General features: G+C 71.1%; 25 protein-coding genes and 3 pseudogenes. 17 read left to right on the top strand and 11 right to left on the bottom strand.

Annotated features, from left to right (window positions below; translation table 11 throughout):
- Positions 1 to 74: 74 nt before the first annotated feature.
- The 4 genes from ACFW22_RS32145 to ACFW22_RS32130 form a co-directional block, all read right to left on the bottom strand.
- Positions 75 to 737 (bottom strand): O-methyltransferase, encoded by a 663-nt coding sequence (locus tag ACFW22_RS32145; RefSeq protein ID WP_386411536.1) that lies wholly within the window; start codon positions 735 to 737, stop codon positions 75 to 77.
- A gap of 171 nt (positions 738 to 908) precedes the next feature.
- A complete protein-coding gene (locus ACFW22_RS32140) occupies positions 909 to 2,759 on the bottom strand; it encodes a BTAD domain-containing putative transcriptional regulator (RefSeq protein WP_386411534.1) in 1,851 nt (616 codons plus the stop codon).
- 102 nt (positions 2,760 to 2,861) lie between these two features.
- A complete protein-coding gene (locus ACFW22_RS32135; RefSeq protein ID WP_386411532.1) occupies positions 2,862 to 3,557 on the bottom strand; it encodes a 4'-phosphopantetheinyl transferase in 696 nt (231 codons plus the stop codon).
- Positions 3,558 to 3,609: 52 nt separating this feature from the next.
- Positions 3,610 to 4,446: a metallophosphoesterase family protein gene (locus ACFW22_RS32130; RefSeq protein ID WP_386411530.1), complete on the bottom strand. Its 837-nt coding sequence runs from the start codon at positions 4,444 to 4,446 to the stop codon at positions 3,610 to 3,612.
- Between the two features lie 351 nt (positions 4,447 to 4,797).
- Here ACFW22_RS32130 and ACFW22_RS32125 point away from each other — a divergent pair, with 351 nt between their 5' ends.
- The 8 genes from ACFW22_RS32125 to ACFW22_RS32090 all read left to right on the top strand — a co-directional run bounded on the left by ACFW22_RS32125 (position 4,798) and on the right by ACFW22_RS32090 (position 10,840).
- Positions 4,798 to 5,559 carry a thioesterase II family protein gene (locus tag ACFW22_RS32125; RefSeq protein WP_386411528.1) on the top strand — a complete coding sequence of 254 codons (762 nt, stop codon included), beginning with the start codon at positions 4,798 to 4,800 and terminating at the stop codon, positions 5,557 to 5,559.
- A 51-nt stretch (positions 5,560 to 5,610) separates the two neighbouring features.
- On the top strand, positions 5,611 to 5,982 hold the full coding sequence (locus ACFW22_RS32120; protein ID WP_386411526.1) for a LuxR family transcriptional regulator: 372 nt from the start codon (positions 5,611 to 5,613) through the stop codon (positions 5,980 to 5,982).
- A 256-nt stretch (positions 5,983 to 6,238) separates the two neighbouring features.
- A complete protein-coding gene (locus tag ACFW22_RS32115) occupies positions 6,239 to 7,201 on the top strand; it encodes an ACP S-malonyltransferase (protein WP_386411524.1) in 963 nt (320 codons plus the stop codon).
- Positions 7,198 to 8,298, top strand: coding sequence for an arylcarboxylate reductase (locus ACFW22_RS32110; RefSeq protein WP_386411522.1), 1,101 nt, complete (start codon positions 7,198 to 7,200; stop codon positions 8,296 to 8,298). Before ACFW22_RS32115 ends, ACFW22_RS32110 begins: the two co-directional genes overlap by 4 nt.
- A 167-nt stretch (positions 8,299 to 8,465) precedes the next feature.
- The gene (locus ACFW22_RS32105; RefSeq protein ID WP_386411520.1) at positions 8,466 to 8,966 is read left to right on the top strand and encodes a DoxX family membrane protein; all 501 of its coding nucleotides are present in this window, start codon (positions 8,466 to 8,468) and stop codon (positions 8,964 to 8,966) included.
- 243 nt (positions 8,967 to 9,209) lie between these two features.
- Complete coding sequence (locus tag ACFW22_RS32100; RefSeq protein ID WP_386411518.1) at positions 9,210 to 10,088, top strand: hypothetical protein; 879 nt, start codon at positions 9,210 to 9,212, stop codon at positions 10,086 to 10,088.
- A 141-nt stretch (positions 10,089 to 10,229) separates the two neighbouring features.
- The gene (locus tag ACFW22_RS32095) at positions 10,230 to 10,505 is read left to right on the top strand and encodes a transposase (RefSeq protein ID WP_386411516.1); all 276 of its coding nucleotides are present in this window, start codon (positions 10,230 to 10,232) and stop codon (positions 10,503 to 10,505) included.
- Between the two features lie 38 nt (positions 10,506 to 10,543).
- A complete protein-coding gene (locus tag ACFW22_RS32090; protein ID WP_386411514.1) occupies positions 10,544 to 10,840 on the top strand; it encodes a hypothetical protein in 297 nt (98 codons plus the stop codon).
- Positions 10,841 to 10,849: 9 nt separating this feature from the next.
- Here the strand turns inward: ACFW22_RS32090 and ACFW22_RS32085 are convergent, their stop codons facing one another.
- The gene (locus tag ACFW22_RS32085) at positions 10,850 to 11,017 is read right to left on the bottom strand and encodes a peptidoglycan-binding protein (protein WP_386411512.1); all 168 of its coding nucleotides are present in this window, start codon (positions 11,015 to 11,017) and stop codon (positions 10,850 to 10,852) included.
- 6 nt (positions 11,018 to 11,023) lie between these two features.
- Between ACFW22_RS32085 and ACFW22_RS32080 the strand changes: the two genes are divergently transcribed.
- From ACFW22_RS32080 to ACFW22_RS32070, 3 genes are all read left to right on the top strand, one after another.
- A complete protein-coding gene (locus tag ACFW22_RS32080) occupies positions 11,024 to 11,587 on the top strand; it encodes a DNA/RNA non-specific endonuclease (protein WP_386411510.1) in 564 nt (187 codons plus the stop codon).
- Positions 11,588 to 11,617: 30 nt separating this feature from the next.
- The gene (locus ACFW22_RS32075) at positions 11,618 to 12,625 is read left to right on the top strand and encodes a hypothetical protein (protein ID WP_386411508.1); all 1,008 of its coding nucleotides are present in this window, start codon (positions 11,618 to 11,620) and stop codon (positions 12,623 to 12,625) included.
- Positions 12,626 to 13,716: 1,091 nt separating this feature from the next.
- Entirely contained in the window at positions 13,717 to 13,920 is a 204-nt protein-coding gene (locus ACFW22_RS32070; protein ID WP_329201883.1) for a cold-shock protein, read from the top strand.
- A 315-nt stretch (positions 13,921 to 14,235) separates the two neighbouring features.
- On the opposite strand, the gene ACFW22_RS32065 is transcribed toward ACFW22_RS32070, so the two are convergent.
- From ACFW22_RS32065 to ACFW22_RS32050, 4 genes are all read right to left on the bottom strand, one after another.
- A complete protein-coding gene (locus tag ACFW22_RS32065) occupies positions 14,236 to 14,592 on the bottom strand; it encodes a hypothetical protein (protein WP_386411506.1) in 357 nt (118 codons plus the stop codon).
- A 27-nt stretch (positions 14,593 to 14,619) separates the two neighbouring features.
- A complete protein-coding gene (locus ACFW22_RS32060; RefSeq protein WP_386411504.1) occupies positions 14,620 to 14,757 on the bottom strand; it encodes a hypothetical protein in 138 nt (45 codons plus the stop codon).
- 572 nt (positions 14,758 to 15,329) lie between these two features.
- On the bottom strand, positions 15,330 to 16,448 hold the full coding sequence (locus ACFW22_RS32055; protein WP_386411502.1) for a fatty acid desaturase family protein: 1,119 nt from the start codon (positions 16,446 to 16,448) through the stop codon (positions 15,330 to 15,332).
- A gap of 7 nt (positions 16,449 to 16,455) precedes the next feature.
- A complete protein-coding gene (locus ACFW22_RS32050; RefSeq protein WP_386411500.1) occupies positions 16,456 to 17,511 on the bottom strand; it encodes a ferredoxin reductase in 1,056 nt (351 codons plus the stop codon).
- 87 nt (positions 17,512 to 17,598) lie between these two features.
- Between ACFW22_RS32050 and ACFW22_RS32045 the strand changes: the two genes are divergently transcribed.
- Both ACFW22_RS32045 and ACFW22_RS32040 read left to right on the top strand, forming a co-directional pair.
- Positions 17,599 to 18,738, top strand: a complete 1,140-nt coding sequence (locus tag ACFW22_RS32045; protein WP_386411498.1) for a helix-turn-helix domain-containing protein — start codon at positions 17,599 to 17,601, stop codon at positions 18,736 to 18,738.
- Positions 18,739 to 18,741: 3 nt separating this feature from the next.
- Positions 18,742 to 19,538: pseudogene (locus ACFW22_RS32040) on the top strand (IS3 family transposase); the annotation flags it as partial.
- A 31-nt stretch (positions 19,539 to 19,569) separates the two neighbouring features.
- Here ACFW22_RS32040 and ACFW22_RS32035 read toward each other — a convergent pair.
- Positions 19,570 to 20,360: pseudogene (locus ACFW22_RS32035) on the bottom strand (IS30 family transposase); the annotation flags it as partial.
- Between ACFW22_RS32035 and ACFW22_RS32030 the strand changes: the two are divergent.
- Entirely contained in the window at positions 20,347 to 20,487 is a 141-nt protein-coding gene (locus ACFW22_RS32030) for a hypothetical protein (protein ID WP_386411538.1), read from the top strand. The pseudogene ACFW22_RS32035 and the gene ACFW22_RS32030 sit on opposite strands and share 14 nt — an antisense overlap.
- Here the strand turns inward: ACFW22_RS32030 and ACFW22_RS32025 are convergent.
- Positions 20,435 to 20,713, bottom strand: coding sequence for a hypothetical protein (locus ACFW22_RS32025; protein ID WP_386411496.1), 279 nt, complete (start codon positions 20,711 to 20,713; stop codon positions 20,435 to 20,437). The two genes, ACFW22_RS32030 and ACFW22_RS32025, sit on opposite strands and share 53 nt — an antisense overlap.
- A gap of 367 nt (positions 20,714 to 21,080) precedes the next feature.
- Between ACFW22_RS32025 and ACFW22_RS32020 the strand changes: the two are divergent.
- From ACFW22_RS32020 to ACFW22_RS32010, 3 genes and pseudogenes are all read left to right on the top strand, one after another.
- A pseudogene (locus ACFW22_RS32020) lies at positions 21,081 to 21,775 on the top strand (PP2C family protein-serine/threonine phosphatase); the annotation flags it as partial.
- Positions 21,776 to 22,372: 597 nt separating this feature from the next.
- Positions 22,373 to 23,587, top strand: a complete 1,215-nt coding sequence (locus tag ACFW22_RS32015) for an MFS transporter (RefSeq protein ID WP_386411494.1) — start codon at positions 22,373 to 22,375, stop codon at positions 23,585 to 23,587.
- Positions 23,584 to 25,413, top strand: coding sequence for a prolyl oligopeptidase family serine peptidase (locus ACFW22_RS32010; RefSeq protein ID WP_386411492.1), 1,830 nt, complete (start codon positions 23,584 to 23,586; stop codon positions 25,411 to 25,413). The genes ACFW22_RS32015 and ACFW22_RS32010 overlap by 4 nt, the downstream gene beginning before the upstream one ends.
- Positions 25,414 to 25,802: the final 389 nt, after the last annotated feature.

Raw genomic sequence — 25,802 nt, 5'->3', positions numbered from 1 at the left:
GGTTGAAGCGGAGGTAAGACTTCGTGGAGACCGCCCCGGCGGCCACCGCGCTCCCGGGCCCCGGCCCGCCGCCCTCAGCGCTTGCGGGCGAGCGTGATCCCGTCCGCCATCACCAGCATCGACAGCTCCACCCGTGGATCCCGGCACAGCAACCGGTTCAGCGCCCTGACCCCCTCGGTGTCGGGATCCACGGCGGCCGGGTCGGCGACCCGGCCGAAGAAGAGGGTGTTGTCGACCACGATCAGACCGCCGGTGCGGACCAGCGCGAGCGAGGACTCGTAGTAGCGGACGTAGTTGGCCTTGTCCGCGTCGATGAACACCAGGTCGAAGCTCTCCGGCCCGCGCTCCGCCAGCAGGGCGTCCAGGGTCCCGGCCGCGTCGCCGATCCGCAGGTCGATCCGCCCGTCGACCCCGTCCCGCTTCCAGAAGTCGGCGCCGACGGACGGCCACCGCTCCTCGATGTCGCAGGACACCAGCACCCCGTCGGCCGGGAGCGCGCGGGCCATGCACAGGGTGCTGTAGCCGGTGAAGGTCCCGATCTCCAGCACTGCCCGCGCCCCCGTCAGCCCGACCAGCAGGGCGAGCAGCTGGCCCTCCTCCGCCATCACCTGCATGGCGGCCCCGCCCGGCAGGTCCGCGGTGGTCTCCCGCAGCTCCCTGAGCAGATCGTCGTCGCGGAGGGAGACGTCCCGGACGTAGGCGAGCAGGTCGGGGGTCGCAGCCGTCTGGTGGGCCATGGCGCAGGGGTTCCTCTCGGACGGGAGCGGCCGACGGGACGTCCGTGGCCGCGGCGATGCGTGCGGGTGCTGGGTACGGGGTGCTGGTTACGGGTCGGTGCCGACAGGGCGGTGCGTACGGGGTGCAGCGCGCGGGGTGCTGCGTACGGGTCGGTGCGCGTGCCGGGAAGGTCACCCGGCGCGCATGAACGGGCGGTCGTGCACCGCCTGCGCGTGCTCGCCGGCGTACGCCCTCAGCAGCGGGTCCAGCCGGTAGCGGCCCGCGTGCGGGGCGCCCAGCAGGTTGGCCTCGACCAGCGCGTCGAGGGCCTCCTCGGCCTGGGCCTCGGAGCAGCCGAACAGCACCGCGACCCGGGTGCCGGACACGGAGCAGTCCCCGGCGGCCCCCAGCGCGGTGAACACCTCGGCCGGATCGACACCGGCCGGCGCCGGCCGTCGGAGCCCGGCGTGGTCGGCGTCGAGGCAGGGGCGGACCCCGAGGTCGCCCGCGCACAGCTCGTCCAGCAGCCGCGGGGCCTCCGTCAGCCGCCGCGCGAAGTGCCCGATGCTCCAGTGCGGGCGCTCCAGCAGCCTGGTCCCCGCGATCCGGATGGCCAGCGGCAGGCCCGCGCACACCGCCAGCACCGTACGGGCCGCCCGCTGTTCGGCGCCGACCCTGGCCGGTCCCACGATGCTCCCCAGCAGTTCCAGGGATCCGGCCTCGTCCAGCGGGGGGAGGAGGAGGGTGTGCGCGCCCTCCAGGTCGGCCAGCCGCCGCCGGCTGGTCACCAGCAGCCTGCTCCCCCCGCTGCCCGGTATCAGCGGCCGTATCTGCGCGGTCGAGGACGCGTTGTCGAGGACGACCAGCAGCCGGCGACCCGAGGTCAGCGAGCGGTACAGGCTCTCCCGTTCGGAGGCCTCCTCGGGTATCTCGTCCCGGGGGACTCCGAGGTCCGCGAGGAACCGGGGCAGCACCGCGTGCGCGGTCAGCGGCGGGGTGCCCGCGCCGAGGTCGGCGTACAGCTGGCCGTCCACCGAGGACTCGCGCACGGCATGGGCGGTGTGCAGGGCCAGCGCGCTCTTGCCGACGCCGCCGCGGCCGGTCACCACCGCGGTCGCCACCGTGCCCGCGGGCTGCGCGCGGGTGGTGAGGAAGTGCTCCAGCCGGGCCATCGCGCCCGCGTGCGCCGACAGCAGCGGCGGCACCGAGGGCAGCTGCGCCGGCCGCGGCCGGCCCGCCCGCTCCCAGACGGTGTCCGAGCCCGGTGCGGCGGACGGCTCCGCGGGGCCCGGTGTACGGGGGCGGTCGTGGGCGGAGAGGATGTGCCGCTGGATCTCGCGCAGATCGGCGCCCGGCTCGGCGCCGAGCTGTTCGACGAGCAGCACCCGGGTGCGCCGGTAGAGGTCCAGGGCCTCCGACTGCCGTCCCGAACGGAACAGCGCCAGCATCAGCTTGCCCACCAGGGCCTCGCGCAGGGGGTGCTTGCGGACGATCCGCACCAGTTCGGGCACCAGCTCGGCGTGTCGCAGCAACGCCAGTTCCGCGTCGAAGCGCAGCTCCATGGTCTGTAAGCGCAGCTCTTGCAGGTAGCGCCCCTCGACGTCGCGCAGCGTCCGGGAGGGGATGTCGGCCAGCGGCTCCTCGCGCCACAGGGCGAGCGCCGCGGCCAGTTCGGCGGAGGACCCTTCCAGGTCCCCGCGCTCGGACAACTCGGCCGCGCGCCGGCGGTGGGCCGTGAACTGGCCCAGATCGCTCTCGTGCTCGCCGAGTTCGAGGAGGTAGCCGGGCGCCCGGGTGAGGATCCGGGCGGAGGCGTGCTCGCCGAGCGACTGGCGCAGCCGCATCACGTAGGTGCGGACGGTCGCGGCGGAGCTCGGCGGCGGAGCACCGTCCCAGACGTACTCGGCGATCCGGTCCACCGAGATCACCCGGTTGGCGTTGAGGAGGAGCGCTGCCATGACCACGCGCTGCCTCGGCGCCGACACGTGCACCTCACGCGCGTTCAGCCGGACGGAAAGCGGGCCCAGCAACAGGAAGTTCAAGGGGGATTCCTCTGTGTCGTACGACCGGTGGGCAAGACTGCCTCCAGCGTCTTGTGTGATCATGTACGGGTCAACGCGATCCCGCCATGTCTAGACACATCCCTAGAGCCTCACGTCCTGTCGGCGCGCCGGGTTTGCGCTGTTGGCAACCATCACCGTGGTGAGCACCAGACCGCCCACCACGGCCCAGCGCCCGGTGAAGCCGCTGATCGACGGGCCGTCCGCGACCCGGTGGGCGGGCACGGTCAACGCGGCGGAGAACACGCCCCGTACGGGGTCCAGCCGCACGAACGCGTCGAGGAAGTCCAGCGGCCGCCCCGTCAGGGGGAACCATGCCTTGTATACGGACTCCTTGGCGCTGAACAGCACCCGGTCCCAGGACGCCCCCGACGCCACCCGCCGGCAGTTCTCCAGCGCGGCCCGCTCCCCGGCGACGGTCACGGCGTCGAGCACCCCGTCCGGCAGCGGACCGTCCGGCTCCGCATCCATCCCGAGGGCCAGCAGGTCGCTGCGGCGGGCCACCGCGGCCGCCCGGTACCCGTCGCAGTGGCTGATCGCCCCGACCACCCCGTCGGGCCACAGCGGCTCCCCGCGCGGACCGGCCAGCAGCGGCGTCCGGGGCAGCCCCAGCCGGGCCAGCGCCTGCCGGGCGCACCGCCGGCCCGTGGTGAACTCCCGTCGGCGCTTCTCCACCGCGTGCGCCACCAGCAGTTCCTCCTCCGGGAACAGCTCCGACCCCGGAAGGTCCCCCAGTGATTCCGCCACCTCGACCGACGCCGACAACAGGTCCTCGATCACCGGCGGCCGCCCGTCACGGCCGCCCGCCCGACCGCTCCCAGGCGCGGGTCCGTCACGGCCGTCCCCCGGCGGGGAAGACCTCGCGCAGCAGCGGGTCCGGCTTGCCCCAGTGCTGCCACTCGCGCGGGTAGCCGAGGGACACCTCCTGGTGCCGGACCCCGTCCGCGTGGATGGTCCGCGGAATGTGCAGGTGCCCGTAGACCACGGCCGACGCCCGGTAGCGCACCGGCCAGTCCGCGCTCGCCGCGGTCCCGCACCACAGCGCGAACTCCTGGTGCCGCAGCACCTCCGTCGGCTTCCTGATCAGCGGGAAGTGGTTCACCAGCAGCGTCGGTAGAGCGGGGTCGCAGGCGGCCAGGCGCGCCTCGGTGGCGGTGACCCGCGCCCGGCACCAGTCGGCCCGGGTCGGGTACGGGTCCGGGTGCAGCAGGAACTCGTCGCTGCACACCACCCCGGCGGTCTCGGCCAGTGCCAGCGCGGCGCCCGCGTCCGCCACCCCGGGCGGCAGGAAGCTGTAGTCGTACAGCAGGAACAGCGGCGCGATCGTCACCGGCCCACCCGGCCCGGTCCAGACCGGGTACGGGTCCTCGGGCGTACGGATGCCCAGGCTCCGGCACAGGTCCACCAGGTACCGGTACCGGTACTCGCCGCGCAGCCGCACCGGATCCGACGGATGGGTCCACAGCTCGTGGTTGCCCGGCACCCACACCACCGTCGAGAACCGGTCGGCCAGCAGCCGCAGCACCCACTCCACGTCCGCGGCCAGCTCGCCCACGTCCCCTGCCAGCAGCAGCCAGTCCTCCTCGTCGACGGGGAACAGTCCCTCGACGATCGCCCTGTTCTCCGGATGGGCCACGTGGAGGTCGCTGACGGCGTACAGCCTTGCCATGAGGTGTTCCTCGCCTCCTCGGCCGGATCCGCGGCGCGCGGCCCGGCCGGACCGTTGCTGCTGAGTCGGCGCCCAGTAAATCCCACAGGGCTGCCCCGCACCGCAACGATCCCGCCATTCGCCGCGGAAATAGCCGGAATTGAACGCGACCTGTGAACTGGTCGGTCTGTGCGGTGCGCCCTTGCTGACTTTACAAGTGGCATGGCAGGGTGGGATATGCACGGCACGTGACCGACCGATCACGGCGCGCCCAATAGCGCCTACCGGTCGGTATGGATGACGTTCCGCACGATCACCACACCCCGCCCACCGGAACCGAGCGGATTTCGCCGAAAGGAAAGAAAGACCGACATGACTTCCCTCTCTCTGGACAGCGATCTGTGGTGCCGTCGCTTCCACCCCTCGCCGACGGCCACCCGGCGGCTGGTCTGCTTTCCGCATGCCGGCGGCTCGGCGAGTTTCTATTTCCCGGTCTCCGCCGAACTGCGCGACACGGTCGACCTGCTGGCCGTGCAGTACCCCGGACGGCAGGACCGCCGGGGCGAGCGCGCCGCCGAGGACCTGCACCTGATGGCCGACGAGGTGGCCCGGGCACTGACCCGCTGGGACGACCTCCCCCTCACCCTCTTCGGGCACAGCATGGGCGCGCTCGTCGCCTTCGAGGTGGCCCGGCGCATCGAGCGGGCGGGCGGCCGCGTCGACCACCTCTTCGTCTCCGGCCGCCCGGGCCCCGCCGCCGACGGCCCGGAACCGTCCCACCCGCTCGACGACGACGGCATCATCGCCGAGGTCAGGGCCATGAGCGGCACCGACGCCCGCCTCCTGGAGGACGAGGAGCTGCTGGGCATGGTGCTGCCCGCGCTGCGCGGTGACTACCGGGCGCTCCAGGCCTACCGGGCCGACCACGGCTCCGCCGTCACCTGCCCGGTCACCGCCCTGACGGGGGACCAGGACCCCTGGACGCCGCTGCCCGAAGCCGCCGCCTGGCACGCCCGCACCACGGCCGCCTTCGACCTCAAGGTCTTCCCCGGCGGCCACTTCTACCTGAGCAGCCGTCCGGGCGACGTGATCGGCACGCTGCGCGAGCACTTCGCCGCCGCGCTGCGGGCCTGAGGCCGAGGGCAGCAGGAACAGCAGGAACAGCAGGAACAGGGGGTGCCGAGGATGACGCCGTTGTCCACCGCAAGCGACGCCCAGCCCCGGTCCGGGCCGGCGGCGCGGTCCGGGCGCGCGCACGACGCCGGACCGGGGGGCCGGGGGCCGGCGGCCGGGGGGTCCCCCGACCGCGCGGGCATCGGGCGACTGGCCGCCCTGGACGTCCGCATCCTCGAAGGCGTCGCGATCGGCACCTCGACCGTCCGGCTCGCGGCATCGCTTTATCTGAGCCGACAAGGTGTCGAATACCGCATCGGTTTGATGCTCCGTCATTTCCAGGTCGCGAACCGGGCCGCTCTGGTCTCCCGGGCGCACTCCCTCGGCGTCCTGAGCGTCGGGACCTGGCCACCCCGCGTCCTCCCGGAATTTCTTGAGACGTAGGAAAGCGCGTACGGACGGACCGCCCCCCGGTCAACCTCCCAAATGCTCTTCCGAAGGTCCGCAAGCACCCTCCGGCGGTACGCGCCCGACGTATTTTCCCAGACCGGAATAGCGTATCGATATCGCGCCACGAGGCGGCTGTCCGATCTTCCTGCCGAAGGTCGGATTCTGCGGCAGGCTGCTGGCAGCGGAAGTTCGGCTGCACTACGGTGGGGCCGCATTGTTCCCTCCTTTCACACAATTCACGGGAGCTGTCATGAGTTTGGGGTACCTGTTCGGTGGCGGCGTCGGGACCGAACCGCACGGCCTGGAGCTCTACCGGACCTACCCGGTCGTGCAAAGCTGGTACGAGCAGGTCTCCGCCTGGACGGGACTCACGGTCGGACAGATCCTGGAGGAGGACCTGCCGACCCCCCAGGAGGAGCGCCAGAGCGTCGGCACCGTCCGCGAGGCCGCCCTCGCGATCGGCGTCCACGACGTCCTCGCGTCGTTCGGCCTGCGCCCCGCGGCCATCGGCGGCCTCAGCCTCGGCGCGATGACCGCCAGCTGCCTCGCCGGATCGCTGGGACGGCGCGAACTCTTCGAGATGCTGGCGGGCTCACGCGACACCCCCGAACCGCCCGCCGACGCCCCGCAGCAGGGCATAGCCATCGCCTTCGGCTCCCTCGCCGAAGGAGCCCCCGCCCACCCCGGCGAGAACGTCCCCGGCGTCTACCTGGCGGGCGACTTCGGCCCCACCGTCGACGGCACCCAGCGCATCATGATGCTCGCCGGCCGGGCCGACGCCCTCGGCGCCCTCGCCGCCGAGGTCCCCCCGGGCACGGTCGTCCCGCTCCCCGGGCGCACCATCGCCGTCCACACCCCGCTGCGCCGCCCCTACCGCGAGTTCATGGCCCCGCGCATCGACGCGATCCGCTTCACCGACCCCGAAATCCCCCTGCTGTCCTGCCTGGAACCCAAGGTCCTGCGCTCCGCGGACGACGTCCGGGATCTCTTCCAGCGCAACTCCACGGACCCGATCAGCCTGGTCGACGTCTACGACGGCATGAAGGAGCAGGGCGTACGGCTCGGCCTCGTGATGGGCCCCTCGATCCCCGAAGGCATCCTCGCGTTCCCCTTCCCGGTGGTGCACATCGAGCAGCCGGAGCACATCGAGCAGGCCCTGACCACCGCCTACGACCTTGGCATCGACCTCACCGGCGCCACGGCGCTGTCATGACCGCCGCCGCCACCCGCGCCGACCCCGGCACCCCCGTCGACCCGGACGCCTACGTCGCGCGCCGGCTGGACACCGACCTCGACGCGTGGACCCGTACCGTGGTCCGGCGGCACTTCGACCCGGTGGCCGGCAGCCCCTACTGGCTGGGCCGCGCCGCCCAACTGGACTTCGACCCGCGCGACATCACCCGCTACGACGAGCTCACGGCCTTCGGCCCGTTCCCGCTCGACCGCCTCCGCGAGGAGGATCCGGTGGACCTCGTCCCGCTGGCCGTGCCCCGGCCGCTCGCCGGGCGGGTCTGGGACAGCGGCGGCACCACCGGCACCCCCTGCCGGGTGTTCTACACCCCGGACATGCTGCTGCACCGGGCGATCTGGCGCCGCTGGTCCTTCGTACGGGAGGGCTTCGCGCCGGGCCGCGCCTGGCTCCAGGCCACTCCCACCGGACCGCACCTGATCGGCAACGGCGTCCGGGAGGTCTCGGAACTCCACGCCGGCCAGGTGTACGCAGTGGACATGGACCCGCGGTGGGTCAAGCGCCTCATCCGGGCCGGACGGCTGGCCGAGGTCGGCGACTACACCACCCACCTGCTGGAGCAGATCACCGACGTGCTCCGGCAGGGCCGGGTCCACTACCTCAACACCACCCCTGCTCTCTTCCAGGCCCTCCGCCAGCGCCGGCCAGAACTGGTCGCCGCCCTCGACGGCGTACGCCTGAGCGGCACCCAGATCAGCGGCGACATGTACCGGACCTTCATCGCCGCCCTGGAGGGCGGGATCTGCGGACTGACGTACGGCAACACCTTCGGCAACGCGGCCTGCCTGGACGTCGAGCGGGACGGCGAACTCATCAGCTACGTTCCGAACTACCCGGAGGTCACCATGGCGGTGGTGGACAAGGACGACCCCGCCGCCCCGGTCGCCCCCGGCACGGTCGGCCAGGTCCGGCTGACCGTCCTCCACGAGGACCTCTTCCTCCCCAACATCCTGGAACGCGACCAGGCGCTCCGCCATCGCAGCGGACACTGGCCCTCCGACGGCGTCGCCAACGTCCGCCCCCTCCAGACCACCAGCTCGGCCCCCGAGGGCCTCTACTGACCCCTTCCCTGTCGCCGTCCTCGTCCCCGGGGCGCCTCCACCAGGGCCGGAGGCCCCGGGGCCGGGGACCTTCGTCGGCCGGAAGGGAAGTGAGCGACGGGATACCTTGTGAATGTATTCACAAGGTATCCCGTCGTGCGAAGACGACACGACGAAGAGCGAAGAAGGTGAGTGCAGCGGCGACCTCCCTGCGGGACAAGACCCCCGGCACGACCCGCCCGGAAACCGGCGGCACGACCGGCCGGGCCGTTCCCGGCAGGGCCGCCCGCGGCTCCCTCGCGACCCTGCGGATCGTGCTCGGCTGGAGCTTCCTCTGGCCCTTCCTGGACAAGATGTTCGGCCTCGGCTTCTCCACCGAGAGCGCCGGAGCCGTCGTCAACGGAGGCTCGCCGACCGAAGGGTTCCTCCTCCACGGGACCAAGGGCCCCTTCGCCCACGTCTTCGACTCCGTGGCCGGCGCCTGGTGGCTGGACACCCTCTTCATGCTCGGCCTCCTCGGCATCGGCCTCGCCCTCCTCCTTGGCATCGGCACCCGCATCGCCGCCGTCGTCATCGCTGCCACCAGCGCCGGCCGCTACTTCGGCCTCGGCAAGGCCTGGCAGAACCTCCCCCTCGTCCAGCGCCCCCCTGGCTCCGCTGACCCCGTCCACCTCATGACGGCGCCGTAACCCCACCGGGACCCGCGGCGCCGTCGCGGCTCACCCGCCGGGCACGCCGTGGACGTGTACGGGCAGCCGGCTCACTCCGCCGATCAGGGAGCCGCCGATGTGCACGGTCAACGCCACAGAAGGCGGGGTGGGACATGACCGCACGGGCGCAGAAGGACGTCACAATCCACTCAACCCGCGCGACTGTCGTCATGTCACGGCCGACCCGGTGCCACCGGGTGCCAAGTTGTTAGGCTCCGGTCCGTGAGCATCCCATCGTCGACCGACTGGGCCGGCCTGTACCACGCCTACGGCCGGTCGGTGGACGTCCCGGGACATCTGGCGGCACTGTCCGCCTCCGATCCGGCCGTACGCCGTGCGGCCATGTCGGCCCTTGCCGACAGCGTCTGCCACCAGGGCACCCGGTGGCCCGCCAGCGCGCATGTGGTGGCTCCGCTCGTCGCCCTCGTCGACACTCCCTCGACGCCCGACCGGGACACCGTCCTCCACGTACTGCACGCCGTCGCCATCGGCAACCTGGGAGACGGCGAACTGCCCTTCGAACCCACGCGGGCCTTCGCCGAGGCCGACCGGGTGCGCCCGGCGGACGAGGACGAGGTGCTCCGGGTTCTCTTCGAGGAGGAGGACCCGGACATCAATGCCGTCGCCGACGTGGCCGACGCCGTGGCCCTGCGCTGGGCCGCCGAGGCATACCGTGCGGCCGAGCGTCATACGGCCTCCTTCCTGGGGTGGCTGCGCGACCCCGACCCCGCCGTGGTGACCCTCGCGGCAGCGTTGCTGGTCTGGTTCTCCCCGCTGCCCGAGCTGTCGGGCGCGCTCGCCGCTGTGCCGTGCGACACCACCGACGCACGGGCGTCGGCGAACCTCGCACTCGCCCACCTGCCCGGACACCCCGGCTCCGACGAACTCGAAGCCCTGACGACGTGCCTTGCCTCACCCGACAAGGCGGTACGGGTCACGGCCGCGATCGCCCTGGCCCGCCGACAGGCGGCGGCTCTGCCCGAAGTGGCACTGACCATCCTCGTACAGGCCGATGCGGTCGCGGTCTCCGGAGTCGTTCAGGGCTGGGACCGCTCCCTGCGGGGCCACGTCGCGGTGGCGCTACGCCACCTGGGCCTGTGACCCGCCTTCGCGTGAACGCACGGGACTCACTCCCGCAGACCGGCCCGACGCCGGACCAGCACCGCACGCGTGCCCAACCGGCGCACGGCCCGTTGATCACCCACCAGTCAAGCCGCCAGGCCAGCACGCCCCGACCTCGGAGTGCGGTGGCGGGTTCAGACGGGTGTTCCGTGGCGTGATCTGCCGGGCGAGTACGGGCTTTGGCAGACGGTTTACGGGCTCTTTCGCCGGTGGCGGCGCGAGGGGGTGTGGGCCCGGATTCCCACCTTGCTGCAGACTCGGGCCGATGCGGCCGGGCTGATCACGTGGGAGGTGGGGGCCTGTCCCCGGATGGTGGACAGACCCCGCCGTCCACATCGCGGCGGTCCACCAGCGGCTGTGAACCAGCAGCCCGCCGAAACGGCCGTGTCATGCTGACCACGGCATGGACCGGCACACCTTCAGGGAGGGTTCCGGTGGCCGCCAGGTACTACTGCGCCGACAGCGAGAGCGGCGACCACGTCGACGACCCGTCCGAGGACGCGCTGTTCATGTTGATCGGTGATCTGAACGACTCGGACAACACGTTCGTCGTGATCCAGCCCGATCAGGACGACCCCGGCTGGTTCGCCTCCGTCACCGTCCTGGACGAAGGCGGATACGAAGTCGTCCGCCGCGACACCACCCGCCGCGAACACGACGTGACCGTCGAGTCCAGCAACAACCGCATCGCGGGCGACCTCACCAAGTGGCTGGCCACCCGCGCTTCCTAGAACACGGCCCTAGGCGAACGTCGCCCCCCATGTGGCGGGTCCGACGACGCCGTCCACTGTCAGGGCCCTGCTCGACTGGAAGCTGCGGCAGGCCGCGTCGGAGCCCGGGCCGTACTGTCCGTCCACAGTGAGGTTGTAACCGTGCGCGCTGTTCATGCGGTACTGCCATGTCGCCACGCTCGCGTGGACGGTGACCGGGGACTGCCGGAAGGCGACGCCCGGATAGGGCAGCGGGCCGCCGCCGGGGTTGACCTCGCCGCTGATGACCCGGGAGTACAGGTTCCCCGGGCAGCCGGTCGCGTGGTGGTCGCGGTGGCCGGTGATGGCCTGCGCGGCCCCGCCGGCGTCTACGCCCAGATCCGGCCCGAGATGCTCAACACCGGAACCGAGGCGGGAACGCTCCGTACCCCGGGATGGCGCGGAGACGGCATCGCCTTCAACGAGGCCCGCGGCCACCCCTACGCCAACCGTCTCGGCGGCCACGGGAAGGGGAGATTCGCCCATCAGAACCTGGTGACCGAGACCCAGACCCCCACCAACACGCCCGAGCAGCGCGTCCAGGTGGAGGCGGTGATCTACGACCAGGTGAAGAACAACGACGAGATCGTCCAGTACAACGTCGTCCCCAAGTACGCGGGCAACAGCCCGATTCCGCACGAAATCCACTTCACGGCGTATGGAAGCAAGGGGTTCACCTTCACCTACATTCTGGAGAACCCCGCCGCCTACGTCCGAACCGGCGTCTAGCGCCCCCGACGAACCGTTCCGGAGAACCGCATGACCCGCACCACGCCTCCCCGTCCCTATGACGTCGAAGCGCTGTTTCCCGCCCTCGCCGACTACCGGCGTACGGCGACGCGACTGCACCCCCGCCCCGACGACCCGAAGGCGCACGACAGCTCCGTCGCCGGCCCCATGCTCTGGCCGGCCGACGAACCCTGGCCGGTGTGCACCGCCGTCCACCCCAAGGCGACCGGCCACCTGCTGACCGACGTCCGCCATGCGCGCCGCATCCACGCCGCCTCGGAGGGACGGAAGAAGACCGACGGGGAGATCGCACTCCTCGCCACCTTCCAGGCCGGTCCGCACGACCTCCCGATCGGCGACGCGGACCCCATCCCCATGCTGGCCGTCGCCCAGCTATGGGCACGCGACATCCCCGACCTCACGGGACCCGAGGGACACGACCTCCTCCAGGTCTTCTGGTGCCCCTTCGAAGCACACGGCCCCGACCAGAGCGTCGACGTCGTCCTGAAGTGGCGCCGCAGCGACGACATCGGAACCATCCTCGGCGAACAGCCCGAGCCGCTCGTGGTCGGCTCACCCGAGTGCGTGCCCCAGTCCTGCGAACTCCACCCCGAGCAGATCACCGAGCACGAATACCTCGGCCTGCTTCCCGAAGACCTTCAAGAGTCCATCGCAGCGTGGGAGGAAGAGCTCCTCGACGAGGACGAAGAGGAAGCGGAGGCGGACTTTCCCACCGAGTACTCCAGCGATCTATCCCTCGTACCTGGCTGGAAGGTCGGCGGCTTCGCCACCTGGCACCTCACCGACCCCCGCCCGATCGACTGCACCGTCTGCGGCACCCCCATGCCACCGCTCCTGACCGCGCACTACGTCGAATGGGACCCCGCATCGGAGAGCTGGGCCCCACGGGAGGACCTCCGCCCCGACCTGTTCCGGCACGTCATCACCCCCACTGGCGTGTACCTGGGGCGTGGTTATCTGCGGATCCACACCTGCCCTGCAGATCCCTTCCACTCTCACCGGCTCAGCTTCCAGTAACGGGGGCAGGGAGGACAGCTTCGGCGCCCGCGTGGCCTGGAGGGAAGGCCGGTCGGGAACGTTGCCCAATTCACGTCGGAGTACCCTCCGCGCTTGGCACGGGTGCGGGCTCGATGTGCGAGATCGGCAAGATATCGTCATGAAGGTGTCTACCGGGTGGAGCTGACCTGCATCGATGCGGCTGTGACCACCCCTGACCTGGGCGGATAAGTCTTGCAGCGTCTTTCCGGATCGTGCTGCGTTACCCGGTCGATTCTCCCCACGCGCTCCCCAGGACCGTCGACACTCCCCAGATTCTCCCCAGGAAGTGCCGTTGCGGCGGGCCGTGGTGGCACGGGACGTCATTCCATCGGAGGCGCTGCCAAGGGCACGCCGAGTGACTGCCTGCGCGCGGCAGGGCAAAAGCCTGGCCCCGATCGGGTGAGCGCAAGGTGAGTCTGACTCTGCCTGAGTAGGGCTCACTTTCGAATCCTGCCCGTTGAGAGTCGACGTCTTTCCGATGACCCACCACGTCGAGTGCGTCGCGATCCTTGAGCCTGCTGGGAAGGGCCGCTGACCTGGCGTTTCTCCGAGTGTGCGTTACGGGCGTTACGTGCGCTAGGTGCGATATCTTGACGCGTATTCGACGCACGTTTGACGCACGGACGGCATCATTTCTGATGGGGCGTCATGCAGGCTTGATGGCCACCGAGTGGAGCTCGCCGCTGTTTGCTCTCAGGTGCGCTGAGTTGGCCGGGGCGCTGGCTGCTGAGCTGTTGGCCACCCCTGCCCGATCCCTTCTCGGTAGTGACGTTCCGTTACCGTCGCGCCGCCGAATCGCCAAAGCCGCCGGCCGCGGTCTGAGACCTACGCGCCCGCCAGACACCGGTCAACCCCGCGCACACATGGCAGGGTGTGAGGCATGAGGCGTTTCCTGTGGTGACAGTGAGTGTGACCGTGTACCGTCCCCGTTAGCTGTCGTGGTTCGGATCTTCCCTTTGCCCATGCCTCCGGCGTGGGCTTTTTTGCTGTGCTGTGCCGCAGGAACCAGGGCGATCACCTCCGCCTCCGACACCGTGTGGGTGGCGTTCATCGACTGGAAGGCATGAGACATGGCTACGGGAACTGTGAAGTGGTTCAACGCGGAGAAGGGCTTCGGCTTCATCGCCCAGGACGGCGGCGGCCCAGACGTCTTCGCCCACTACTCGGCGATCAACTCGACGGGCTTCCGTGAGCTCCAGGAGGGCCAGATGGTGACGTTCGACGTCACCCAGGGTCAGAAGGGCCCCCAGGCGGAAAACATCACCCTCGCCTGACCTTGACCCACGGGAACCGAGATCGTTGCGGTCCTTGGCCCGGGTCGACGTATGCAGAAGAGGCCCGCACCCCACAGGTGCGGGCCTCCGCCGTACGAGGTGTCGACCAGCTCCCGCCCGGGCGACGCCGCCCACCGCGCAGTCGTCCCGCCCAGGCGGGAGAGCCAGGCTCTGGCCGCCGTCGGCGTACGGCAGGAGAAGGCTGGCGCTCGCCGAGCAGGTCTCCCGGCATCGACCAGGGCCAGGAGGGCGCGCCTACAGCACGAGGCGGCAAGGGGCACCTGGCGTCCGGGACCGCGATCGGCCTGACGACTCTTACCCGGCCGGCTGCAGTGTCCAGTAGTGCGGTTCGATGGGGGCCTGCCTCACCACGATTCGGCCGGTCACGCCGGGATCGTCCACGATCTTTCCATATGAGGGGGAGAAGTCTCCGGGTGTGTGCTCGATGTTGGCCCACACCACGCTGCCGGGCCCGTCGGAGCCGTAGGAGACGGTCCACTCGGTGTACCTGTCACCGCAGCTGGTGACCGACACGCTGTGCTGCGATGTCACCGTCAGGCAAGTGCGCGGGTTCGAGCCTGACGGGGAGACCTCCATCATTCCGTCGGGGCGTCGCAGCACCTGGCAGTTCGCCGAGGTGGACGCGGTCTCCGAGCAGTCGCCCAGCGACACCACGCCGATGCTCGCGTGTGTCTTGGGTCAGACCAGACACTTGCCGTCCGTGAGAGCCGCGAACCGGTATACCCCGTCGACGAGCGGGGCGGCGTAGGCGGGTTGCGCGAGTGCCGCGGTGGCCGCCAGCCCGGCGGCCGTGACGGCGATGACGCGTGAACGCATGACGTGGGACTCCTCGAACAGTCGTGGTCGATCCGATCACACGGCACTGACGCGGTGGAGAGCAGCTGCTGCCGGAGACGGCGGCGGCACTGATCCTGGAACACCGGCCCGTCCGGCAGCGGCCCGCGGCGGCTGCTATCACTCGTCTGGCCGAGCCGTGTCATCCGATGGCGTGGCTCGGGATGCGGCCTCACCGACTGCGACCAGTACACCCGTGAACTCGCTGATCATCCGTGTGAGGTGATAGCGCGCTTCACGAGTTCCCGTTCATGCTCGGGCCAGGACGTCCCTGGCCGCCGATTCCGGCAGGGGAACCGGGGCGCGAAGGAAGTCCTTGGTGCCAGCCGCCGGGGCGTGCGACCACCAGACCTCCTGGACGAGAACGGCGACTACCGCGCCGCCGCCGTCGGCCTGCTGCCCGTCCCCGTCCGCGCCGCGCCCGAGCCTCGCTGCTCTCGCCCGCACCGGCACCCCGGTCGACGGCGACCTCGAGTTCGTCGGGCGCCTCGCCCAGGCCGACCCGGAGGCCACGACCGCTCGGGCTTACCCACCGGAGGGGTGCAACACGGGAATCATGCCGTGACGAGCTCCTGCTCGATGTCTGGAGTCTTGACTTTGGGCTTCTTGTTCGGCAGCGAGAGCCGGAAGACTTTGCGCCACGCGGAGAACACCTGCTTGGGCAGCGGCCCGGTGACGTACTCCAGCTCGTACTTTTCGAACAGCGCGCGCACCTTCACCGCGACCTCGGCGTACCGGTTGCTCGGCAGGTCGGGGAAAAGGTGGTGCTCGATCTGGTGCGACAGGTTGCCGGTCATGAAGTGCAGGGCCCTGCTGCCGCTGATGTTCGCCGAGCCCATCATCTGGCGCAGGTACCACTGGCCGCGCGTCTCGCCCTTGATCGACCGGCGCTCGAAGACCTGTACGCCCTCGGGGAAGTGCCCGCACATGATTACAGAGTGGGACCAGATGTTGCGGACCAGGTTCGCGGTGAACGTGGCGGCGAGCGTGGTGAGGAACGACGGGCCCGACAGCAGCGGGTGGATCACGTAGTCCTTCAGCACCTGCTTGCGGATCTTGCGGCCCACGGCCTTGGCCCGCGCGCGGAACTCCGGATTCTTGCGGCGGCTCTTGTGCAGGTTCTTGCCGAGCTCCAGGTCGTACGCTGCGATGCCGTACTCGAAGAAGCAGGCGTTGATGAAGTTCCACAACGGCTGCCCGAGATGGAACGGGTGCCACCTTTGGTCCTCGTCGACGCGCATGATGCCGTAGCCGAGGTCGTTGTCCTTGCCGATCACGTTCGTGTACGTGTGGTGCAGTTCGTTGTGCGAGTGCTTCCACTGGTCGGCCGGCGAGACGTGATCCCATTCCCAGGTGGTGGAGTGGATCTTCGGGTCCCGCATCCAGTCCCACTGGCCGTGCAGGATGTTGTGGCCGATCTCCATGTTGTCCATGATCTTCGCCACGGACAGCCCGGCGGTGCCGAGCAGCCACGCGGGCGGGAAGAACGAGAACAGCAGCACGCCCCTGCTGACCAGCTCGAGCTTGCGCTGCGCCGAGATGACCTTACGGATGTAGGCGGCGTCCTTCTCACCGCGGCCGGCGATCACCTCATCGCGGATCGCGTCCAGCTCGCGGCCAAGCTCCTCGATCTGCTCCGCAGTCAGGTGGGCGGTGGGGTCGATGGCGGTCAAGGTGCTCCTACCGTTCGATGTCGCAGGGGCCCGCCGCGGCGGACACACAGGTCTGGATGAGGACGCCCGGCTCGGCCTCGGTGATCTCGCCGGTGCGCAGGTCGCGGACGGCGCCCGCCTTGAGCGGTGTGACGCAGCCGAAGCAGATGCCCATGCGACAGCCGGAGGGCATGAGCACGCCGGCCTCCTCGCCGATGTCCAGCAACGGTGTGGCGCCATTCGCGTCGACGGTCTTGCCGCTGGCGCTGAACGTGACCTCGCCACCGTCGCCCGCGACGACTAGACCGGGGCGGAAGCGTTCGGTGTGCAGGCGCTCTGGTACACCGCGCTCGCTCCAGTGCTCTTCGGCGGCGTCGAGCAGGCCCGCGGGCCCGCACGCCCAGGTCTCGCGCTCGGCCCAATCGGGCACGAGTTCGTCGAGCCGGGCGATGTCGAGCCTGCCATCCGTGTCGGTGTGCACCTCGGTAAGCTGCAGCTTCTTGTCCGCGACCAGGTTGTGCAGCTCGTTGCGGAAGATCACGTCTTGCGGCTGTGGTGCGCAGTGGACCATGACGACGTCGTCGAAGTCGATATCGCGCAGCATGCCCATCACGGGCGTGATGCCACTGCCGGCCGTCAGGTAGAGCACCTTGGCGGGCTTGGCCTGCGGCAGTACGAAGTCACCGGTCGGCTGGTCGAGCTGGAGCAGCGTGCCCGGTTTCGCCCTGCGGACCAGGTGGTTGCTGACCTTGCCGTCCGGGATCGCCTTCACGGTGATCGTGACGCGGCCGTCCTGGCGGTTCGTCGGCGAGGTGATGGAGTAGGCACGCCACAGGCGCCTCCCGTCGACGTCGACCCCGATCCGCACGTACTGACCGGCCGTATGGCCGCGCCAGCCCCTTCCCGGCCTGATCACGATAGTCGCGGCGTCAGCCGTCTCGGGGTGCACGGCCTCGATGCGCCCGCGCAGGTCAGCGCCCGCACGCAGCGGGCTGACCAGGTCGAGGTAGTCCGACGGCAGCAGCGGCGTCGTGACCATCTCCAGCAGTTTCCACGCCCCACTGCGGAGGGCTGCACTCGTCATGCCCCCAGCTTGATGCGCCTCAGGGCGTAAGGTCTTGACCGTAGGACGTGAATCTGATCGGCAGAATTGTTCGCAGGGAACAAAAACGTGAGCCATGTAACCCGAAGGGCCAGTGAGCTGGCCCTGGATGAGACGACGGTCACCGTACTTCGGGCCGCGCTGAAGACCACCGCCGACGAGGTCGTCCAGGCGATCATCGACGAGGTCCCTCCCTACGCCAACGCCCTCTCGGGCCACATGGGCGCCACCATCCGCCGCGCCGTCCGAACCGCCCTCGGGCACTACCTGGACCTCGCGAGCGGGAACACCACGGGCGGCCACGGCGGTGACGCGGCCTACGAGCTGGGCCGCGGCGAGGTCCGCGACGGCCGTTCGATGGACGCCCTGCTCAGCGCCTACCGCGTCGGCGCCCGCGTGGCCTGGCGATGCCTGGCAGCCGGTGCCGTACCCGCAGGTCTGCCCGCCGCCGAGGTCGCCAAGTTCGCCGAACTGACCTTCGCCTACATCGACGAGCTCTCCGCCGCGAGCGCCGCGGGCCACGCCGACGAACTGGCTGCCCGGGGCAGGGTCCACGAGCGCCACCTGGAACACCTGGCCCGCGACCTCCTTGCCGACGCGAGCCCGGACGTGCTGCTGGCCTCTGCTCAACGGGCCGGGTGGCAGCCTCCGGTTTCGCTGACCGCGGTCCTGCTGCCCGCCGCCCAGGCCCGGCCTGCCTACCGCGCGCTCGACCCGAGCACCCTCGTTCTCGACGATCTGCCGGACGGCACCGGTGTGCTGCTCGTCCCCGATGCCGACCGACCACATCTCCTGCGGCAGCTCACCGACCGTACCGCAGTGATCGGCCCGGCTCGGCCATGGACTCGAGCGTCCGCCTCCTACGCACGAGCCGCACGCGCGCGCTCCCTCGACCCCGATATCCGCGACACCGAGGACCACCTGCCCGAGCTGGTACTGAACGCCGACACGGACGCTTTCGCAGACCTGCGCGCCCGAGCCCTCGCACCCCTGCGGCCCCTGCCTGCCGCGACCGCACGGCGACTGGAGGACACGTTGCGGGAGTGGCTGCTGCACCAGGGCAGGCGGGACGAGGTGGCGGCGGCGCTGTTCGTCCACCCCCAGACGGTCCGCTACCGGATGCAGCAGCTGCGGGGGCTGTTTCCGGATCTCGCATCGCCACACCGGGTCCTTGAACTGACGATGGCGGTCGGTCTTCGGATCAGCTGACACTTCGGCGTCCACCCGATCACGCTGTCGAAGTGGCTGCGCCGCGCCGATACCGATGAGGGCGCCAGGCCCGCAACGGCATCGGGTGAGTCGGCCGAGCTGCGCGAGGCCCGCAAGCGCATCCGGCTGCTGGAGCAGGAGAACGAGGTTCTGCGGAGGGCTGCGGCGTATCTGTCGCAGGCGAACCTGCCGGCAAAATGATGTACCTGCTCGTCCGCGAGCTGGCCGCCACCGCTGCCCCTCACCGGGTGCCGGTGGCGGTGACGTGCCGGGTGCCCGGGCTGGCCCGCCAGCCCTACTACCGGTGGCTGGACCGGCCGGTCACGGACGCCGAACTGTCCGAGGCATACCGGGCCGACGCCCTGCTCGACGCGCACCGCGACGATCCCGAGTTCGGTCACCGCTTCCTTCTCGACGAGGCCCGCGCCGCCGGTGAGGCGATGGCGGAGCGGACGGCCTGGCGGATCTGCCGGGACAACGGCTGGTGGAGCGCCTTCGGTAAACGCAGAGGCCGGAACAGGAACGCCAAAGCCGGACCACCGGTCCACGATGACCGGGTGCGGCGTGACTTCACCGCGGACGGGCCGAACCGGTTATGGCTCACGGACATCACCGAGCACGCCACCGGCGAGGGCAAGCTGTATCTGTGTGCCGTCAAGGACGTGTACTCGGGCCGCATCGTGGGCTACTCCATCAATGCCCGGATGGAGTCCCGCCTCGCCGCGACCGCGCTGGAGTCCGCCGTCGCCCGCCGCGGCCAGGTGGCCGGTTGCCTCGTGCATGCGGACCGCGGCTCGCAGAGCGGATTCAACCAGTGGATGCAACACCACCTCATTTCATCGATAGTAGATGGTCGTTGAGGGCTTCGGCGGGTGTCTTCCAGCCGAGGCTCTTCCGGGGCCGACTGTCGAGCGTGGCAGCGACCGCCTCGACATCCTCAGCCGCCCATCGAGAAAGGTCGGTTCCCTTCGGGAAGTACTGGCGCAGCAGGCCGTTCGTGTTCTCGTTGGTGCCGCGTTGCCAGGGGCTGTGCGGGTTGGCGAAGTAGACCGGGATGCCGGTCTTGATCGTGAACTGGGCGTGTGCCGACAGCTCCTTGCCGCGGATTAGGTCAGCGATCTCCACAGTTGCTCGGGCAGGGTGCCGACCGTCGCCGTCAGCGCGTTCTTCATCGTCACCGCCCCGTAGCCGGTCAGCGGCGGTCCGTTCTTGGTCCGGGCAACCGTGCCGTAGCCGTCCTCGCGGGGCAGGTGGACGAGCACCGTGAAGCGGGTGGTGCGCTCGACCAGCGTGCCGATCGCTGATCGCTCCAGTCCGATCAGAAGATCGCCCTCCCAGTGCCCCGGGACGGCCCGGTCGTCGGCCTCGGCCGGCCGTTGACTGATCAACACCTCGGGTGTGACGTGGGCCCACGCCTTGCGTTTGGACCGGGCTCGGGGCACCCGAAGGCCCCTGCCGGTGCGCAGCTAGGCGACGAGCTCGCGCTTGAGCGCTCCACGGCCCTCGATGAACAGGGCTTGGTAGATCGCCTGATGGCTGATCCGCATGGACTCATCATCGGGGAAGTCGACCTTCAGCCGGTTCGCGATCTGCTCCGGACTCCACGTCATGACCCACCGCCGAAACGCCGGCGCACCCGGTGACTTCATCGGCGACCGCCCGGTCAACGCCGCCATCCACCCTGCTGGCCTGCCCATCAATACCTCCGAGGACAAGGTGTTGCAACAACCGGTTGAATCCGCCTGCTGACCGTTGCCGAGCGCGTGCCACATCCGGGCTGTGTCGGTCCACGCCCGCGCTCGGCAGTCGGAATGAGGTCCATGTTCAGAATGTGTGCGATCTTCACCCCTTTGTCGGGGGTGCCGGGCGCGTTATGGACGCTGATGCGGTAGGCGTCGACCTGTGCGCGTGTGGCCTCCACGGTGAACAGCCCGCCCGGCGCCTCGGGGCAGCGCTCGACCTCCTCCTCGGCCACGCCCAGTAGGGCGAGCGCTGTGGTGCAGTCGCGTCCCGTCTGTGTCCCAAGGCCGTGAGCGGACATCCATCGGCCTCCCGGCGAGCGCAGAGGTGGGAAAGCAGAGGAGTGAAGCCTTCATCTGGTGGGTTGTTTGCTTCGACGGTGCCGTACTACGCGAGGTTCCGGCCCGCGTACGATCCCCGTCTGCTCGCCTTCCTCCGTCGGCGGTTCTTTCTGGACGGATCCCAGCGGGTGCTGGATCTGGGGGGCGGGCAGCGGAGCTCTCACGCTGCCGCTGGCTCCCCTTGTGCGGGAGGTGATCGCTGTCGATCCGGAGCCTGCCATGATCGCCGAGGGCCGCCTGCTCGCCGCCCAGGCCGGGGCGGACGTGCCCGGCCTGGAGGTGGCCGCCCACCACCACATCGCCTCCGCCGACGAGGTCGCAGGCGACTTCTACGACCTCTTCCCACTGCCCGCCAACACCTGGGGCCTGTTCCTGGGCGATGCGTGCGGCAAGGGGGCGGCGGCCGCCGCCTTCACCTCCCTTGCCCGCTACGCCCTGCGTGCCGCGGCTGTGTACGACCCCGGCCCGGTCGCCGTCCTCGGCAGCCTGAACGTGGTTCTGTACCAGGACTCCGACGATGCCGACCCCGCTTCTGCACGGTCGTCTTCGGTCTCCTGACCCCCGGCCCGGCCCGGGGCGACGTCGATGTCACCCTGGCCGGCGGCGGGCACCCGCCGGCGCTGCTGCTGGGCGCGGACGGCTCGACCGACTTCCTACCTACCCCCGGCGGGCAGCTCATCGGGGTCGTCCCCGACGCCGACATCGCCACCACCACGGTCCAGCTGACCCCCGGGGACACCCTGCTCCTGCACACCGACGGGCTGACCGAAGCCCACACTGCCGCGAAAAGCCGCTACAGCGGCGACGACGCCCTGCTCGACTTCGGCCGCGCTCTCGCCCCGACCACCGCGTCCGGCGTCATCAGCGCGGTTCGCGGCCTCGTCGCCACCTTCGGTTCCGGTGTCGACGACGACACCGCCGTCCTCGCGATCCATCTGCCCCGCACCGCCGGCGAAGGCGTCCGGGGAGCGGGCCGCCTGGGCAACGCCGAGCCGCACCCCACCGGCCCGTACCGACCCCGGCCCGTGCACCACCCGCTCCGTCTCGGTGCCGACCGGGTTCCCGCCGCGCAAACGGAAGGGGACTCCGTTACTCCGTGAGGCGCGGGCGCCCCGCCCGCGGTGGACGCCGCGGGCGGGTACGGATCCCCGCGCGGCGGCGGCCAGGGGCATCCGGCCAGGCACGATCACCCGCGGGAGCAGCGGCCAGTGCCCGCCGGGACGTGCCGGCGGGCGACCGCAGCGCGGCCCGCCGCTCACGCGCTCGCGCCCGTTCCGGAATTTCCGGCCGGGCGATGCGGCACGGCAGCACCAGGCACCTGTCACCGGGCATTTGCGGGGCCTTTCTTGATCGAAAATCCTATTCCAGGGACGGTATTGTGCCACGAGAATCCCTTCGCTACGATCGCAACCCTCACCGACCGTAAGTCCGCTCATTACAGGGGGCGATGTGGGTGCGTCAGCGTCAGAATTACTGCCCGAGCGGGATTCTTGATGGGCGAGGTCGAGGGGAAATCCGCGTCTTCCGGCCCTGAATTAGCAGAAGACGAGCGATTGTCGAAAGACTCGCCTTCTTCTCCTTTCCGAAGACGGGATTTCTCGCTCTTCTGGGCGGCGGGCGCCATCGACGGTCTCGGGACCTGTTCGTCGTCGCTCTTCCTTCCGCTGATCCTCCTGGGCGCCGGATACTCGTCCGGGCTCGCCGGCCTCGTCGCCTCGGTGGCCCTGGTCAGCGGGCTCGTCGTCTCGCCGATCGCGGGCGTGTTCGCCGACCGGTTGCCGCGCAAGCCGATGATGTACACGGCGGCCCTGGTCGCCGCGGGCGCCACGGGCACGGTGTTCGTGACGGTGGCACTCGGCCATGTCGTCCTCGTCCACATCCTCGTCGCGGCCGTCGTCGAGCAGGCGGCGAGCGCCACCTACGGGGCGGCCGCCTCCGGGACGATCCGGCGGCTCGTGCCTCCCGAGGAGTACCCCCGGGCGATTGGGTACCTCCAGGCGCGGGAGCAGGCGGTGCAGATCGTCGGGCCGACGCTGGGCGGTGTGCTCTACCAGATGGCGCGGTGGGTGCCGCTGCTCGCGGACGCGGTGTCGTTCCTGCTGGTGGCCGTGCTGAGCCGGGCGATCCGCGCGGACCTGACGCCCGAACGGGAGGGGCCCGCGGCGTCCTTCACCCGTGAGCTCGCCGAGGGCCTGCGCTTCGTGTGGGCGGAGCCGTTCCTGCGCTTCGTGGTCGTGTGGACGGCCGGGATCAACGCCCTGCTGGGAGCGCTGTACTTCCACGCGGTCTTCGCCTCGCACGCCGAGGGCGCGAGCCCTTCCTCGATCGGTCTCATCCTCACCCTCGCGGGCGTCGGCGGGCTGCTGGGCGCGCTCGCCGCGCCGTGGCTGGTGCGGCGGGTGCCGGCCCCCCGGATCGTCACGGGCGCCTCGTGGGCCATGGTGCCGACGGCGGCCGGGCTCGGCTTCGCCTCCCAGACCTGGGCCTACGGGCTGCTGCTGAGCGGGGTGTCGCTGATCGTGCCGTCGGTGGCGGTCGTGCTCCAGACCCGGGCGGTGCTGGTGACCCCCGACCGTCTGCTGGCCCGGATGGGCACGGTGCTGGGCACCGCAGGACAGGGCGTCGCCGTGCTCGCCCCGGTGCTGGCCGGGGTGCTGGTGGCTGCGTACGGGGACCGCTCGGTGGCGCTGGGCTGCGCCGGCGCGTTCGCCGGGCTGGCCCTGTACGCGACGGCCAGGTCCGCACTCGTCGTCCGGGAGGCGCCGTGACACCGCCCGCGCCGAGAACAGCGACCCGCACCTACGGCGTCTACCGCCCGGTGCTGCCGGTGACCAGCCCCCGCAACCCGGACCGGATGGTGTACACGGGGGACGCCGACGGCCGGTGCGAGATCTTCACCTGGGACCGGTCCAGCGGCAGCGGACGGCAGTTGACGGACCGTCCGCACGGCACGCTGCTGTGCGACATCGACGGCGACGAGGCCGTGTGGTGGTTCGACGAGGACCGCGGCGGCAGCGGCGCCTGGCGCACCCAGGACTTCGACGGCGGCCCGGACCGTACGGCGCTGGCCGGGGTGCCGGCCGGGCGGCCCGCCGGGCTGGCGCTGACGGAACGCGGCACGGTGGCCGTCGGGATCCGCGGCGCCGAGGGATTCAGCGTGCACCTGGGGCGGCGCGGCGGCAGGGGCACCCCCGTCCTGCGCACGACGGACTCCGCCACCCTGTGCGATCTGGCGCCGGACGGCGGACTGCTGGCGGTGTCCGGGCCCGCGCACTCCGCCCGAGCCGTGACGCTGCTGACCCCGGACGGTGCCACCGCCGCGGTGCTCTCCGGCACCGCGGAACGCACCTGGGCGCTCGGTTTCGCTCCCGCTGCCGCGTCGGCCTCCGGCCTCGGCGGTACGTCCGGCTGCACGCTGCTGCTGGTCATGCGCGAACGGGCCGGCCGCTACCACCTGGGGGTCTGGACCCCGGGCGGCGGACTGGAACTGCTGCCCTGGTGCTCCTTCGACACCGAGACGACCGCCCGCTGGTACCCCGGCCCGGGGAGTGCGCGGGTCCTGCTGCGACAGGACCGGCACGGCCGCAGCAGGCTGTTCACCGCCGACTTGGACCGCGGTGAGCTGACCCGGGTGCCCACCCCCGAGGGCAGCATCCTGGCCGCGGCGCCCGCCGCCGGCGGCGACGTGCACCTCATCTGGACCGACGCGGTGAACGTGCCCCGCGCGATGTCCCTGTCGGGTGCGTCGCTGCCGGGGCAGAGCGAGTGGCGCCTCCCCCGGTTCGGCCACCGCCGGGACCTGTGGACCCCGGGGCCCGACGGGCCCGTGCACACCTTCGTCACCATGCCCTCGGACCGCCCCGCGCCGCACCCGCTGGTGCTGCTCGTGCACGGCGGCCCGGCCGACCACGACCGCGACGCCTACGACCCGATGGTGCAGGCCCTCGTCGGCTCGGGGTACGCCGTGGCCCGCGTCAACTACCGGGGCTCGACCGGCTACGGGCCACGCTGGCGCTCCGCCTGGTCCGAGGGCGTCGGCCACACGCAGGTCGCCGACCTGGTGCGGGCCCGCGCCGACCTGCTGGACCGGGGCATCGGCCGAGCCGGCGCCGTGGGCCTGTGCGGCACCTCGTGGGGCGGCTATCTGACGCTGCTGGCCATGGGAACCCGCCCCGACCTGTGGGACGTTGGGGTGGCCGTCAAGCCGCTCGCCGACTGCGCCACCGCCTTCCGCCACTCCACGCCCGCCCTCCAGGCGCTGGACACCTCGCTGTTCGGTGGCACTCCGGACGAGGTGCCCGACGCCTACGCGCACGCCTCCCCGTCCTCGTACGCCGCCGCGATCCGCTCCCCGCTGCTGGTCGTCGCCGCGCGGCGGGACGCCAAGTGCCCGCCGGAGCAGATCGAGGCGTACCTGGCCGTGCTGCGCGCGGGCGGTGTCCCCCACGAGGTGATGTGGCTGGACTCGGGCCACGACGGCTACGACGGAGCCGAGCACCTGGCCGTCATACGGCGGTCCCTCCAGTTTCTCGGCGGCGGGCTGCCTTCCGCGCCCGATCAGGCCGAGCCGCCCCCACCCCCGGAGAGGAGGTGAACATCATGCAGAAGGACATCATCCACGGAGACCCGCTCGACGGCGACGAGGAGAGCCGCAAGCCCGGCGTCGGCGTCGTCGTCTACCTCCGCTCCGCGGAGGAGATGGAGGACGAGGACAAGTAGCGGCCAGGGACTTTCGTCCGGATCAGGGCACGCGAGCCCGCCAGGATCCGCACGCGAGGCCCCAGGGGCCGGTCCGCATCCGCGCGGCCGGCCCCCATCCGGACGGAATCCCGGCCGGACTCCCGGCCGGCATCCGGTCACGGAGGTGGGGGGGGGGGCCCGCCCCCCCCCCCCCCCCCCCCCCCCCCCCCCCCCCCCCCCCCCCCGGGGCGCGGCGGGGCACAAGAGAAAGGCGGCCCCGGGCGGCGGGGGCGGGGGCACAGG

It is taken from the genome of Streptomyces sp. NPDC058872 (assembly GCF_042743065.1).
In the GTDB taxonomy this organism is placed as follows: domain Bacteria; phylum Actinomycetota; class Actinomycetes; order Streptomycetales; family Streptomycetaceae; genus Streptomyces.
This window is presented reverse-complemented; position numbering and strand designations above follow the sequence as displayed.

Coding starts and splice junctions, on each gene's coding strand:
- ACFW22_RS32030 (WP_386411538.1), top strand. CDS start 20,347: ATGACCCACCGCCGAAACGCCGGCGCACCCGGTGACTTCATCGGCGAC.
- ACFW22_RS32115 (WP_386411524.1), top strand. CDS start 6,239: ATGAGTTTGGGGTACCTGTTCGGTGGCGGCGTCGGGACCGAACCGCAC.
- ACFW22_RS32145 (WP_386411536.1), bottom strand. CDS start 737: ATGGCCCACCAGACGGCTGCGACCCCCGACCTGCTCGCCTACGTCCGG.
- ACFW22_RS32075 (WP_386411508.1), top strand. CDS start 11,618: ATGACCCGCACCACGCCTCCCCGTCCCTATGACGTCGAAGCGCTGTTT.
- ACFW22_RS32125 (WP_386411528.1), top strand. CDS start 4,798: ATGACTTCCCTCTCTCTGGACAGCGATCTGTGGTGCCGTCGCTTCCAC.
- ACFW22_RS32130 (WP_386411530.1), bottom strand. CDS start 4,446: ATGGCAAGGCTGTACGCCGTCAGCGACCTCCACGTGGCCCATCCGGAG.
- ACFW22_RS32120 (WP_386411526.1), top strand. CDS start 5,611: ATGACGCCGTTGTCCACCGCAAGCGACGCCCAGCCCCGGTCCGGGCCG.
- ACFW22_RS32060 (WP_386411504.1), bottom strand. CDS start 14,757: ATGCGTTCACGCGTCATCGCCGTCACGGCCGCCGGGCTGGCGGCCACC.
- ACFW22_RS32070 (WP_329201883.1), top strand. CDS start 13,717: ATGGCTACGGGAACTGTGAAGTGGTTCAACGCGGAGAAGGGCTTCGGC.
- ACFW22_RS32050 (WP_386411500.1), bottom strand. CDS start 17,511: ATGACGAGTGCAGCCCTCCGCAGTGGGGCGTGGAAACTGCTGGAGATG.
- ACFW22_RS32110 (WP_386411522.1), top strand. CDS start 7,198: ATGACCGCCGCCGCCACCCGCGCCGACCCCGGCACCCCCGTCGACCCG.